The sequence below is a fragment of the Pseudomonas sp. UF-293 genome (genome assembly GCF_058245595.1).
The window spans coordinates 14,134-27,607 of sequence record NZ_JBSICA010000004.1; the positions used below are offsets into that span (position 1 = coordinate 14,134).

12 protein-coding genes are annotated in these 13,474 nt (G+C 62.4%); all 12 read left to right on the forward strand.

The genetic code is table 11. From position 1 onward, the window contains the following. The first annotated feature begins 86 nt into the window (after nt 1–86). The 12 genes from mraZ to AC4IHP_RS06620 are packed head-to-tail and all read left to right on the forward strand — an operon-like array spanning nt 87 to nt 13,470. Nucleotides 87–542 (forward strand): division/cell wall cluster transcriptional repressor MraZ, encoded by a 456-nt coding sequence (gene mraZ, locus AC4IHP_RS06565; RefSeq protein WP_007917012.1) that lies wholly within the window; start codon nt 87–89, stop codon nt 540–542. Beyond that, nucleotides 539–1,486: a 16S rRNA (cytosine(1402)-N(4))-methyltransferase RsmH gene (gene rsmH / locus AC4IHP_RS06570; RefSeq protein WP_460121354.1), complete on the forward strand. Its 948-nt coding sequence runs from the start codon at nt 539–541 to the stop codon at nt 1,484–1,486. The genes mraZ and rsmH overlap by 4 nt, the downstream gene beginning before the upstream one ends. Continuing rightward, the gene (ftsL, locus tag AC4IHP_RS06575; protein WP_016773269.1) at nt 1,483–1,776 is read left to right on the forward strand and encodes a cell division protein FtsL; all 294 of its coding nucleotides are present in this window, start codon (nt 1,483–1,485) and stop codon (nt 1,774–1,776) included. The genes rsmH and ftsL overlap by 4 nt, the downstream gene beginning before the upstream one ends. Continuing rightward, complete coding sequence (locus tag AC4IHP_RS06580) at nt 1,776–3,515, forward strand: peptidoglycan D,D-transpeptidase FtsI family protein (RefSeq protein ID WP_178084479.1); 1,740 nt, start codon at nt 1,776–1,778, stop codon at nt 3,513–3,515. The genes ftsL and AC4IHP_RS06580 overlap by 1 nt, the downstream gene beginning before the upstream one ends. Further along, nucleotides 3,515–4,978, forward strand: coding sequence for a UDP-N-acetylmuramoyl-L-alanyl-D-glutamate--2,6-diaminopimelate ligase (locus tag AC4IHP_RS06585; protein ID WP_490831241.1), 1,464 nt, complete (start codon nt 3,515–3,517; stop codon nt 4,976–4,978). Before AC4IHP_RS06580 ends, AC4IHP_RS06585 begins: the two co-directional genes overlap by 1 nt. Then, a complete protein-coding gene (locus AC4IHP_RS06590) occupies nt 4,971–6,338 on the forward strand; it encodes a UDP-N-acetylmuramoyl-tripeptide--D-alanyl-D-alanine ligase (protein WP_490831242.1) in 1,368 nt (455 codons plus the stop codon). Before AC4IHP_RS06585 ends, AC4IHP_RS06590 begins: the two co-directional genes overlap by 8 nt. Next, the gene (mraY, locus tag AC4IHP_RS06595) at nt 6,338–7,420 is read left to right on the forward strand and encodes a phospho-N-acetylmuramoyl-pentapeptide-transferase (protein ID WP_016773275.1); all 1,083 of its coding nucleotides are present in this window, start codon (nt 6,338–6,340) and stop codon (nt 7,418–7,420) included. Before AC4IHP_RS06590 ends, mraY begins: the two co-directional genes overlap by 1 nt. 5 nt (nt 7,421–7,425) lie before the next feature. Next, nucleotides 7,426–8,772: a UDP-N-acetylmuramoyl-L-alanine--D-glutamate ligase gene (gene murD, locus AC4IHP_RS06600; protein WP_490831243.1), complete on the forward strand. Its 1,347-nt coding sequence runs from the start codon at nt 7,426–7,428 to the stop codon at nt 8,770–8,772. Further along, nucleotides 8,769–9,986, forward strand: a complete 1,218-nt coding sequence (gene ftsW / locus AC4IHP_RS06605) for a putative lipid II flippase FtsW (protein ID WP_016773276.1) — start codon at nt 8,769–8,771, stop codon at nt 9,984–9,986. The genes murD and ftsW overlap by 4 nt, the downstream gene beginning before the upstream one ends. Further along, the gene (gene murG, locus AC4IHP_RS06610; protein ID WP_490831244.1) at nt 9,976–11,046 is read left to right on the forward strand and encodes an undecaprenyldiphospho-muramoylpentapeptide beta-N-acetylglucosaminyltransferase; all 1,071 of its coding nucleotides are present in this window, start codon (nt 9,976–9,978) and stop codon (nt 11,044–11,046) included. The genes ftsW and murG overlap by 11 nt, the downstream gene beginning before the upstream one ends. Beyond that, on the forward strand, nt 11,039–12,499 hold the full coding sequence (gene murC, locus AC4IHP_RS06615) for a UDP-N-acetylmuramate--L-alanine ligase (protein ID WP_329515167.1): 1,461 nt from the start codon (nt 11,039–11,041) through the stop codon (nt 12,497–12,499). The genes murG and murC overlap by 8 nt, the downstream gene beginning before the upstream one ends. Next, the gene (locus AC4IHP_RS06620; protein ID WP_016773280.1) at nt 12,496–13,470 is read left to right on the forward strand and encodes a D-alanine--D-alanine ligase; all 975 of its coding nucleotides are present in this window, start codon (nt 12,496–12,498) and stop codon (nt 13,468–13,470) included. The genes murC and AC4IHP_RS06620 overlap by 4 nt, the downstream gene beginning before the upstream one ends. Nucleotides 13,471–13,474: the final 4 nt, after the last annotated feature.

Here is a 13,474-nt window from a genome sequence, read left to right on the forward strand (position 1 = left end):
CATTCCTATAGTGTGCGCAAGTGGCGGAAAGTGGCATGAAGTGGGTTTTTTGAGCTCAAAACGATAAAAATTGGAGAAACGCTGACGTGTTTCGCGGAGCTAACGCTATTAGTCTCGATGCAAAGGGCCGTCTCGCCATGCCGAGCCGGTACCGTGACGAGCTCGATTCGCGCAGTTCCGGCCAATTGATCGTGACCATTGATGCCGTTGATCCATGCCTGTGTGTCTATCCGCTCGATGAGTGGGAAATTATTGAAACCAAGTTGCGCGCACTCCCTTCGCTTCGCGAAGAGAACCGTCGCTTGCAGCGTTTATTGATCGGCAACGCCGTCGACCTCGAGCTCGATGGCAGTGGTCGTTTCCTGGTTCCGCCGCGTTTGCGCGAATACGCCAAGCTCGATAAGCGCGCGATGCTGGTCGGCCAACTGAACAAGTTCCAATTGTGGGACGAGGATGCATGGAATGCGGTATCTGCCGCTGACCTTGCTGCTATTCAACAACCGGGCGCGATGCCTGATGAACTGCGTGATTTGATCCTGTGACTATTGATAGCGGCTTTAACCACATCACCGTACTGCTTGACGAAGCCGTCGAGGCTCTCGCCGTACGTCCTGATGGCTGCTATCTGGACGGCACGTTCGGGCGCGGCGGGCATAGCCGGTTGATCCTCAGCCAGCTCGGGCCGGACGGTCGACTCATCGGATTCGACAAGGATCCTCAAGCGATTGCCACCGGGCAAACGCTAGCGGCCGAAGACGGCCGCTTTGTCGTTGTGCAGCGTAGCTTTGCCGAACTCGGTTCGGTGGTTGCCGAGCAAGGTCTGACCGGCAAGGTCAGCGGCATTCTGCTCGACCTCGGCGTGTCGTCGCCGCAGCTCGACGACGCAGAGCGCGGTTTCAGTTTCCTCAATGACGGGCCGCTGGACATGCGCATGGACCCGTCCCGTGGCATCAGCGCTGCCGAGTTCGTCAACACCGCGCCGGCTGAGGAAATCGCCCGGGTGTTCAAGGAATACGGCGAAGAACGTTTCTCCGGGCGCATGGCCCGTGCCGTCGCCGAGCGTCGTGACATCAAACCGTTCGAGCGCACCGCCGATCTGGCCGAAGTGCTGAAAGTCGCCAACCCAGCGTGGGAAAAGGGCAAGAACCCGGCTACCCGTGCATTCCAGGGTTTGCGCATTCACGTCAACAACGAACTCGGTGATCTGGAAGCCGGCCTCGACGCCGCGCTGGAAGCGCTGGAAATCGGCGGCCGCTTGGTGGTGATCAGCTTTCACTCGCTAGAAGACCGCATCGTCAAACTGTTCATGCGCAAACTGGTGAAAGGCGAGGCCGACAATCTGCCGCGCAACCTGCCGGTTCGCCACGTCGCCTTCGAACCGAAAATCAAAATCCACGGCAAAGCGCAGACGGCCTCCGACGCCGAACTCAAAGCCAACCCACGTTCCCGTAGCGCTGTCATGCGTGTCGCGGAGAAGTTGCGGTGAGCAAGCTTTTCGCCAAACCACTGCCCGGCGGCAGCTTTCTGATGCTGCTGCTGTTTATCGGCGTGCTGTTTTCGGCCATTGCCGTGTCGTACAGCGCGCACTGGAACCGGCAGTTGCTCAACACCCTTTATAACGAACTCAGCGTGCGCGACAAGGCGCAGGCCGAGTGGGGCCGCCTGATTCTCGAACAGAGCACCTGGACTGCGCACAGCCGCATCGAAGTGCTGGCCACCGAACAGTTGAAGATGCACATCCCTGGCGCGGCTGACGTGAAGATGGTGGCGCCATGATGAAACTCGAAGGCGCACTGTTCCCCTGGCGCTTCCGCCTGATGGTGGCGCTGCTCGGCCTGATGGTCGCGGCGATCTGCTGGCGCATCATCGACCTGCAAGTGGTCGACCGTGACTTCCTCAAAGGTCAGGGCGACGCCCGCAGCCTGCGCCACATTCCGATTCCGGCGCACCGTGGTTTGATTACCGATCGTAATGGCGAGCCTCTGGCCGTCAGTACGCCAGTGACCACGCTGTGGGCCAACGCCAAGGAAATGCAGTCGGCCAAAGAGAAGTGGCCGGCACTCGCCGCCGCGTTGGGCCAGGACCCGAAAGCCCTGAGCGAACGCCTCGAAGCCCAGGCCAACAAAGAATTCATTTATCTGGTGCGCGGGCTGACCCCCGAGCAGGGCCAGGCTGTGCTCGATCTGAAAGTGCCGGGCGTCTACGGCATCGAAGAATTCCGCCGCTTCTACCCGGCCGGTGAAGTCACCGCGCACATGGTCGGCTTTACCGACATCGACGATCACGGTCGCGAAGGTGTCGAGCTGGCCTATGACGAATGGCTGGCCGGGGTGCCGGGCAAACGACAAGTCATCAAGGATCGCCGTGGCCGGCTGATCAAGGATGTTCAGGTCACCAAGAACGCCAAGGCCGGCAAGCCCTTGGCGTTGTCGATTGACCTGCGTCTGCAATACCTGGCCAACCGCGAGCTGCGCAACGCGATCATCGAGAACGGCGCCAAGGCCGGCAGCCTGGTGATCATGGACGTGAAGACCGGCGAGATTCTGGCCATGGTCAACCAGCCGACCTACAACCCGAACAATCGTCGCAACCTGCAACCGGCGATGATGCGCAACCGCGCAATGATCGACGTGTTCGAGCCGGGTTCGACCATGAAAGCCATTTCCATGAGCGCGGCGATCGAAACCGGCCGCTGGAAACCGAGCGACACCGTCGAGGTGTATCCGGGCTCGTTGCAGATCGGCAAATACACCATCAAAGACGTGTCGAAGACCGAAGGGCCGGTGCTCGATCTGACCGGCATCCTGATCAATTCCAGTAACGTCGGCATGAGTAAAGTCGCCTTCGATATCGGCGGCGAAACCATTTTCCGTCTCGCGCAGAAAGTCGGCCTCGGTCAGGACACCGGCCTGGGTTTCCCCGGCGAACGTGTCGGCAATCTGCCCAACTACCGCGAATGGCGCAAGGCTGAAACTGCAACCTTGTCTTACGGCTACGGTATTTCCGTGACCGCGATCCAGTTGGTGCACGCGTTCTCGGCGCTGGCGAACAACGGTCGTCTCGCGCCACTGACCCTGATCAAAACCGACAAGATGCCGCAGACCACCCAAGTGCTGCCGGAAGCCGTGGCGAAAACCATGCAGGGCATGTTGCAGCAAGTGATCGAAGCGCCGCGCGGCGTGTTCCGTGCGCAAGTGCCGGCCTACCACGTCGGCGGCAAGTCGGGAACCGCGCGCAAGACTTCGGTCGGCACCAAGGGCTACGCGGAAAATTCCTACCGCTCGCTGTTCGCCGGCTTCGGCCCGATGAGCGATCCGCGTTACGCCATTGTTGTGGTGATCGATGAGCCGACCAAGGCCGGTTACTTCGGTGGTCTGGTGTCGGCGCCGGTATTCAGCCGTGTGATGTCCGGCACCCTGCGCCTGATGAACGTCACCCCGGACAACCTGCCGACTACACAGCAGGCCAACGCCACCCCGGTCGTTCCGCTGAAAGCCAATGGAGGGCGCGGCTGATGTCATTGAGTCTGAACAAGATATTCCCCCACGCCGGCCACGATCTGTTGATCCGTGAACTGGCTCTGGACAGCCGCAACGTGCGCGCTGGCGATCTGTTTCTCGCCGTGCCCGGCGGCCGTTTCGATGGCCGTGCGCACATCGCCGATGCCTTGCAACGCAGCGCGGCTGCCGTGGCTTATGAAGTCGAAGGCGCCACCGTGCTGCCGATCACTGACGTGCCGCTGATTCCGGTCAAGGGGCTGGCGGCGCAGCTGTCGGACATTGCCGGGCGTTTTTACGGTGAGCCGAGTCACCACCTGAACCTGATTGGCGTCACCGGCACCAACGGCAAGACCAGCGTGACCCAACTGGTCGCGCAGGCGCTGGATCTGCTCGGCCAGCATTGCGGCATCGTTGGCACCCTCGGTTCCGGTTTCTACGGCGCGCTGGAAAGCGGCCTGCACACCACGCCGAATCCGATTGCCGTGCAAGCGACGCTGGGTGACCTGAAAAAGGCCGGCGCCAAAGCCGTGGCCATGGAAGTCTCGTCCCACGGTCTGGACCAGGGCCGGGTTACCGCGCTGGCCTTCGACGTGGCAGTGATGACCAACCTGTCCCGTGATCACCTGGATTATCACGGCACCATGCAGGCTTATGCCGAGGCCAAGGCCCGGCTGTTCGCCTGGAACGACCTGAAGTGCCGCGTCGTCAACCTTGACGACGATTTCGGCCGGCAATTGGCGGCGGAAAAACGCGAGTCGCGTTTGATCACCTACAGCCTGCTCGACAGCAGCGCCTACCTGTTTTGCCGCGAAGCGCAGTTCGACGACCACGGCGTACGCTCCACGCTGGTAACGCCGCAAGGCGAGCACCACCTGCGCAGCACATTGCTTGGCCGTTTCAACCTGAGCAACGTGCTGGCCGCAGTCGGCGCTTTGCTCGGTCTGGATTACGCGCTCGACGAAATTCTCAAAGTGCTGCCGAAGCTTGAAGGCCCGGCCGGGCGCATGCAGCGTCTGGGCGGCGGCACGCAGCCGCTGGTAGTGGTCGATTACGCCCACACCCCGGATGCCCTGGAAAAAGTTCTCACCGCACTGCGCCCGCACGTCAAAGGCCAACTGCTGTGCCTGTTCGGCTGCGGCGGTGATCGCGATCGCGGCAAGCGTCCGTTGATGGCTGAAGTGGTCGAGCGCCTGGCTGACCAGGTGCTGGTCACCGACGACAACCCGCGCACCGAAGATCCTGGGGTGATTTTCGACGACATCCGCGCCGGTTTCACCGCTGTGGATAAAGTCACCTTCGTCGCTGGTCGCGGCCAGGCCATTGCGCAATTGATCGCCGGCGCAACCGCTGACGACGTGATTGTTCTGGCCGGCAAAGGCCACGAGGACTATCAGGAAATCAACGGCGTGCGCCATGCGTTTTCCGATCTGGTCGAGGCCGATCATGCCCTGACCGCGTGGGAGGTGGCCCATGCTTAAGGCCCTGACACTCAGCGAATTGATCAACGCGCTCGACGCCCGGCTGATCGGCGACGACGCCAGTTTCAATGGCGTGAGCATCGACAGCCGCGCGATCCAGCCAGGCCAGTTGTTCATCGCCCTGACCGGCCCGCGTTTCGACGGTCATGACTATCTGAACGACGTCGCCGGCAAAGGCGCGGTCGCGGCACTGGTCGAGCGTGAAGTCGCCGACAGCGCGCTGCCGCAACTGCTGGTCAAGGACACCCGTCAGGCGTTGGGCCAACTCGGCGCCTTGAATCGTGCTGCGTTCACCCAGCCAGTGGCAGCGGTGACCGGTTCCAGCGGCAAGACCACGGTCAAGGAAATGCTCGCGAGCATCCTGCGCACGCGCGGTCCGGTGCTGGCGACCCGTGGCAACCTGAACAACGACCTCGGCGTACCGCTGACCCTGATCGAGCTGGCGCCGGAACACACCTCGGCCGTAATCGAACTGGGCGCCTCGCGTCTCGGTGAAATCGCCTACACCGTCGGGCTGACCAAGCCGCACGTGGCGATCCTGAACAACGCCGGCACCGCTCACGTCGGTGAGTTCGGCGGCCCGGAAAAGATCGTCGAAGCCAAAGGCGAAATCATCGAAGGGCTGGCTGCTGATGGCATTGCCGTGCTCAACCTCGATGACAAGGCTTTTGGCATCTGGAAGACCCGCGCGGCTGGCCGCCAAGTGCTGACTTTCGCCCTGAGCAACAGCGAAGCGAATTTCCACGCCAGCGATCTGGCCACCGATGCCCGGGGTTGCCCGGCGTTCAATCTGCACACGCCTGACGGCAGTGAACGCGTGCAACTGAACCTGCTCGGCACCCATAACGTCGCCAATGCCCTGGCCGCCGCCGCGGCTGCTGACGCCTTGGGCGTGTCGCTGTTCGGCATCGCCACCGGCCTCGGCGCGGTGCAACCGGTCAAGGGGCGCACCGTCGCGCAACTGGCGAAAAACGGCATGCGCGTGATCGATGACACCTACAACGCAAACCCCACCTCGATGTGCGCGGCCGTTGATATACTCGCCGGCTTTTCCGGCCGCACCGTCCTGGTGCTCGGAGATATCGGCGAGTTGGGCGACTGGGCGGAGCAGGGGCACCGCGACGTGGGCGAGTACGCCCGAGGCAAGGTTTCCGCGCTTTACGCGGTCGGGCCGAACATGGTCCACGCGGTAAACGCTTTCGGTGAGCAGGCGCAGCACTTCGGCACACAGGCCGAGCTGATCCAGGCCCTCGCCGCCGAGCAGGACACAAACACCACCATTTTGATCAAGGGTTCGCGCAGCGCAGCGATGGAAAACATCGTTGCGGCTCTGTGCGGGTCCAGTCTGGAGAAACATTAATGCTGCTGCTGCTAGCGGAGTATCTGCAACAGTTCTACAAAGGCTTCGCGGTCTTCCAGTACCTGACCCTGCGCGGGATTCTCGGTGTGCTGACCGCGCTGGTTTTGTCGCTGTGCTATGGCCCGTGGATGATCCGTACTCTGCAGAACCGTCAGATCGGCCAGTCGGTGCGTAACGACGGTCCGCAATCGCACCTGTCCAAATCCGGTACGCCGACCATGGGTGGCGCGTTGATCCTTTCGTCGATCGGCGTCAGCACCTTGCTCTGGGCTGACCTTAGCAACCGCTACGTTTGGGTGGTGCTGCTGGTGACCCTGCTGTTCGGCGCTATCGGTTGGGTCGACGATTACCGCAAAGTCATCGAGAAGAACTCCCGTGGCCTGCCGAGCCGCTGGAAGTATTTCTGGCAGTCGGTGTTCGGCCTCGGCGCCGCGATCTTCCTTTATATGACTGCCGCGACGCCGGTGGAAACCACGCTGATCCTGCCGATGCTCAAGGACTACAGCATTCCGCTGGGCGCCGGGTTCATCGTGCTGACCTACTTCGTGATTGTCGGTTCGAGCAACGCGGTCAACCTGACTGACGGCCTCGACGGCCTGGCGATCATGCCAACCGTGATGGTCGGCGGTGGCCTGGGGATTTTCTGCTACCTGTCGGGTAACGTGAAATTCGCCGAATACCTGCTGATTCCTTACGTGCCGGGCGCGGGCGAGCTGATTGTGTTCTGCGGCGCGCTGATTGGTGCCGGCCTCGGTTTCCTCTGGTTCAACACCTATCCGGCGCAAGTGTTCATGGGCGACGTCGGTGCCCTGGCACTCGGCGCGGCACTGGGCACCATCGCCGTGATCGTCCGCCAGGAAATCGTCCTGTTCATCATGGGCGGCGTGTTCGTGATGGAAACCCTGTCAGTGGTCATTCAGGTTGCCTCCTTTAAGCTGACCGGTCGCCGTGTGTTCCGCATGGCGCCGATTCACCACCATTTTGAACTCAAGGGCTGGCCCGAGCCGCGCGTGATCGTCCGTTTCTGGATCATCACCGTGATTCTCGTCCTGGTCGGCCTTGCCACCCTGAAGCTGAGGTAGAACGAGTGTCTCTGATCGCTTCTGACCACTTCCGCATCGTTGTCGGCCTCGGCAAGAGCGGCATGTCCCTGGTTCGCTTCCTGGCGAACCGGGGCACGTCGTTTGCCGTCGCCGACACGCGGGACAATCCACCGGAACTGGCCACGCTCAAGCGTGACTATCCGCACGTGGAAGTGCGTTGTGGCGAGCTGGACGTCGAATTCCTCTGCCGTGCCGACGAGCTCTACGTGAGCCCCGGCCTGGCGCTGGCGACCCCGGCCCTGCAAGCCGCCGCAGCCCGTGGCGTGAAAATGTCCGGCGACATCGAGCTGTTCGCGCGTAACGCGCGGGCGCCGATCGTCGCGATTACCGGTTCCAACGCGAAAAGCACCGTCACCACGTTGGTCGGCGAGATGGCTGTTGCGGCCGGTAAGCGCGTCGCCGTCGGCGGCAACCTCGGCACCCCGGCGCTGGACCTGCTCAGCGATGACGTCGAGCTGTACGTCATGGAGTTGTCGAGTTTCCAGCTGGAAACCACCGACCAGCTCAACGCCGAAGTCGCCACCGTACTGAACATCAGCGAAGACCACATGGATCGCTACAGCGGTCTGCCGGCGTATCACCTGGCCAAGCACCGGATCTTCCGTGGCGCGAAGCAGTTTGTGGTCAACCGTCAGGACGCCCTGAGCCGTCCATTGATCGGCGAAGGCCAGCCATGCTGGACCTTTGGCCTGAGCAAACCGGACTTCAAGGCCTTCGGCATTCGCGAAGAAGACGGCGAGAAGTACCTGGCCTTCGAATTCCAGAACCTGATGCCGGTGCGTGATCTGAAGATTCGCGGTGCACACAACCAGTCCAACGCTCTCGCCGCATTGGCACTGGGGCACGCCGTGGGCCTGCCGTTCGACGCCATGCTCTCGGCATTGCGTACGTTTGCCGGCCTCGAGCATCGCTGCCAGTGGGTTCGCGATCTCGACGGCGTGGCCTATTACAACGATTCCAAAGCCACCAACGTTGGCGCCGCTCTGGCCGCCATCGAAGGTTTGGGCGCGGACATCGACGGCAAGGTCATTCTGATCGCCGGCGGTGACGGCAAGGGCGCCGAATTCAATGATTTGCGTGATCCGGTGGCGGCCAACTGCCGCGCTGTGGTGCTGATGGGCCGCGACTCCGACAAGATCGGCGCAGCCATCGGTGATGCCGTGCCGCTGATCCGCGCGACCTCGCTGGTCGACGCCGTTGCGCAATGCCGCGTCGCTGCGCAACCGGGCGATGTGGTGCTGCTGTCGCCGGCCTGCGCCAGTTTCGACATGTTCAAGAATTACGAAGACCGTGGTCACCAGTTCGTCCGCGCTGTGGAGGAATTGGCATGAACCTGAGAAACATCATCAAGCCGTATCCGTCGCCGCTGATCACCGGGCGCGGCATCGACCTCGACTTCCCGATGCTCGCCGGTTGCCTGGCGTTGCTCGGTCTGGGCCTGATCATGATCGCCTCGGCGTCCACCGAAGTGGCGGCGGCGCAGTCGGGCAGTCCGCTGTATTACATGATTCGCCACCTTATCTATGTGGTGCTGGGCCTGGGCGCGTGCATCGTCACCATGATGATTCCGATCGCCACCTGGCAGCGCCTCGGCTGGATGATGCTGATCGGTGCGTTCGGTCTGCTGGTGATGGTGATCATCCCCGGCATCGGCCGCGAGGTGAACGGTTCGATGCGCTGGATCGGTTTCAGCTTCTTCAACGTGCAGCCGTCGGAAATCGCCAAGGTATTCGTGGTGATCTACCTCGCCGGTTATCTGGTGCGCCGGCAGAAAGAAGTGCGCGAGAGCTGGATGGGCTTCTTCAAGCCGTTCATCGTCCTGTTGCCGATGGCCGGTCTGTTGCTGATGGAGCCGGACTTCGGTGCCACCGTAGTCATGATGGGCGCGGCGGCGGCGATGCTGTTCCTTGGCGGGGTCGGGCTGTTCCGTTTCTCGCTGATGGTGGTGCTGGCGGTTGGCGCGGTGGTTTTGCTGATTCAGATGCAGCCCTATCGAATGGCGCGTCTGACCAACTTCGCCGACCCGTGGGCCGACCAGTTCGGCGCCGGCTATCAGTTGTCGCAGGCCTTGATCGCCTTCGGTCGCGGCGAGTGGCTGGGCGTCGGCCTGGGCAACAGCGTGCAGAAGCAGTTCTACCTGCCGGAAGCGCACACCGACTTTGTGTTCTCGGTACTCGCCGAAGAACTCGGCGCGGTCGGTTCGCTGTGCACCGTCGCGCTGTTTGTGTTCGTGTGTATTCGCGGCATGTACATCGGCCTGTGGGCGGAGAAGGCCAAGCAGTTCTTTGCTGCTTACGTGGCTTACGGCTTGTCGTTCCTGTGGATTGGTCAGTTCCTGATCAACATCGGCGTGAACGTCGGCCTGCTGCCAACCAAGGGGCTGACCTTGCCGTTCCTCAGTTACGGCGGCAGCTCGCTGGTGATCTGCTGCGCCTGTCTGGGCCTGTTGCTGCGCATCGAGTGGGAGAGTCGAACCCACCTGGGCAGCGAAGAAATGGAATTCCAGGAGAGCGACTTCGCCGAGGAGCCGACTCATGGGCGCTAACGTATTGATCATGGCCGGCGGTACCGGCGGCCACGTGTTCCCGGCCCTGGCCTGTGCCCGCGAGTTTCAGGCGCGCGGCTACACCGTGCACTGGCTCGGCACGCCACGCGGGATTGAAAACGAACTGGTTCCGGCGGCAGGGCTTGAACTGCACCGGATCAACGCCAGCGGACTGCGCGGCAAGGGCAAGCTGTCGCTGCTCAAGGCGCCGCTGATGCTGCTGAAATCGGTGTGGCAGGCGCGGGCGATCATGCGCCGTCTGAAGCCGGTGTGCGTGGTTGGCTTCGGCGGTTATGTGACCGGCCCCGGCGGCCTTGCCGCGAAACTGGCCGGCGTGCCAGTGATCGTTCACGAGCAGAACGCGGTCGCCGGCACCGCCAATCGGTTGCTGGTGCCGTTCGCCGCCCGAGTGTGTGAAGCGTTCCCCGACACCTTTACTCTGTCGGACAGCCGCCGTACCACCGGGAATCCGGTGCGCAGCGAGCTGTTCCTCGAAACATCGCGACCGGCGCTGACCGGGCGCAAAGCGCGTTTGCTGATCCTTGGCGGCAGCCTGGGCGCAGAACCGTTGAATAAATTGCTGCCTGAAGCCCTGGCCCAAGTCGCTGCCGATTTGCGCCCGGAAGTGTTTCATCAGGCCGGCAAAAATCACGATGAAGTGACTGCCGAGCGTTACCGCGCCGCTGGTGTGGAAGCGCAGGTGCAGCCATTCATCAAAGACATGGCCCAAGCCTATGGCTGGGCTGACCTGGTGGTGTGCCGCGCAGGCGCGCTGACCATCAGTGAGCTGGCGGCCGCCGGTCTGCCCTCGATGCTGGTGCCTTTGCCCCATGCGATCGACGATCACCAGACCCGCAACGCCGATTATTTGGCCCGCGAAGGCGCTGCCTTCCTGATGCCGCAAAGAACGACTGGTGCCGCGGATCTTGCCGCGCGCCTGACAGAGGTCTTGATGCAACCGCAACGACTCGAAGCAATGGCCCAAGCGGCCCGCCGACTGGCCAAACCCGATGCCACCCGTAGCGTGGTCGACACCTGCCTGGAGGTGGCCCATGGTTGAGAATCAGAAAGCCATGCCACAACCGGAAATGCGCCGCATCCGTCGCATCCACTTCGTCGGCATCGGCGGCGTGGGCATGTGCGGTATCGCTGAAGTGTTGTTGAACCTGGGCTATCAAGTTTCCGGTTCCGACCTTAAAGCGTCGCCGGTCACCGAGCGCCTGGAATCCTTCGGCGCGCAGATCTTCATCGGTCACCGTGCCGAGAACGCCGCTACCGCCGACGTGCTGGTGGTGTCGAGCGCTGTGAACACGTCCAACCCGGAAGTGGCGACTGCCCTTGAGCGTCGCATCCCAGTGGTGCCGCGCGCAGAAATGCTCGCCGAGCTGATGCGCTACCGCCACGGCATCGCCGTCGCCGGTACCCACGGCAAAACCACCACCACCAGCCTGATCGCTTCGGTGTTCGCGGCCGGTGGCCTGGACCCGACATTCGTGATCGGTGGGCGTCTGAATGCAGCGGGCACCAATGCCCAGCTCGGCACCAGCCGTTACCTGATTGCCGAAGCCGACGAAAGCGATGCGAGCTTCCTGCATCTGCAGCCGCTGGTGGCCGTGGTCACCAACATCGACGCCGACCACATGGCGACCTACGACGGTGACTTCAACAAACTGAAGAAAACCTTCGTCGAATTCCTGCACAACCTGCCGTTCTACGGGCTGGCGGTGATGTGCCTGGACGATCCGGTGGTGCGTGAAATCCTGCCGCTGGTGAAACGTCCGACCGTGACCTACGGCTTCAGCGAAGATGCCGACGTGCGCGCAATCAATGTGCGCCAGCAGGGCATGCAGACCTTCTTCACCGTGCTGCGCCCGGATCGTGAGCCGCTGGACGTGTCGGTGAACATGCCCGGCAACCATAACGTGCTCAATTCGCTGGCGACCATCTGCATCGCCACCGATGAAGGCGTCAGCGATGAAGCCATCGTTCAGGGCCTGTCGGGCTTCCAGGGTGTCGGTCGACGCTTCCAGGTCTACGGCGAACTGCCGGTGGATGGCGGCAACGTAATGCTGGTCGACGACTACGGTCACCACCCGACCGAAGTCGCTGCGGTGATCAAAGCCGTGCGCGGTGGCTGGCCGGAGCGTCGCCTGGTGATGGTCTACCAGCCGCACCGCTACAGCCGCACCCGTGATCTGTACGACGACTTCGTCAATGTACTGGCCGATGCCAACGTGCTGCTGCTGATGGAAGTCTATCCGGCCGGCGAAGAGCCGATCCCGGGCGCCGACAGCCGCAAGCTGTGCAACAGCATCCGCCAGCGCGGTCAGCTCGACCCGATCTACATCGAGCGTGGCGTTGATCTGGCGCCGTTGGTCAAGCCGCTGCTGCGCGCCGGCGACATTCTGCTGTGCCAGGGCGCTGGTGATATCGGCGGTCTCGCGCCGAAGCTGTTGAAAAGTGAATTGTTCGCCGGCGCCGTGGCGGCGTCGGTCGAGGGGAAGTTGAAATGACTGCTGCCTACGCCAAGCTGTTCTCCACCATCGCGCCGAAAGACTTCGGCCGCGTCGCCGTGCTCTTCGGCGGCCTGAGTGCCGAGCGTGAGGTTTCGCTGAAATCCGGCAACGCCGTGCTCGAGGCGCTGCAAAGCGCTGGCGTCGACGCGTTCGGCATCGATGTCGGCGAAGACTTCCTGCAGCGTCTGCTCAGCGAAAAGATCGACCGCGCGTTCATCATTCTCCACGGTCGCGGCGGTGAAGACGGCAGCATGCAGGGCCTGCTCGAGTGTGCCGGCATCCCGTACACCGGCAGCGGCATTCTTGCTTCGGCACTGGCGATGGACAAGCTGCGCACCAAGCAGGTCTGGCACAGCCTCGGGATTCCGACGCCGCGTCACGCCGTGCTGTGCAGCGAAGCCGACTGTATTTCCGCAGCGACGGAACTGGGCCTGCCTTTGATCGTCAAACCGGCGCATGAAGGTTCAAGTATCGGGATGGCCAAAGTGAATTCTGCGTCCGAGTTGATCGACGCATGGAAAGCGGCCAGTACCTACGATTCGCAAGTGTTGGTCGAGCAATGGATTCAAGGTCCGGAGTTCACCATCGCCACCCTGCGTGACCAGGTGTTGCCTCCTATCGCCCTGGGTACACCGCACACATTTTACGACTACGACGCCAAGTACATCGCCAACGATACCCAGTACCGCATTCCGTGCGGGCTGGACGCGGCCAAGGAACAGGAACTCATGGAACTCACGGCCAAGGCCTGTGAGGCGCTGGGTATCGCCGGTTGGGGCCGGGCGGACGTGATGCAGGACGCCGACGGGCAGTTCTGGTTCCTCGAAGTCAATACCGCACCGGGCATGACCGATCACAGCCTGGTGCCGATGGCGGCGCGGGCTGCCGGTCTGGATTTCCAGCAACTGGTTCTGGCCATTCTGGCCGCCAGCGTTGAAGACGCAGGCGCAACAGAGGCGCGAGGTTAAGACC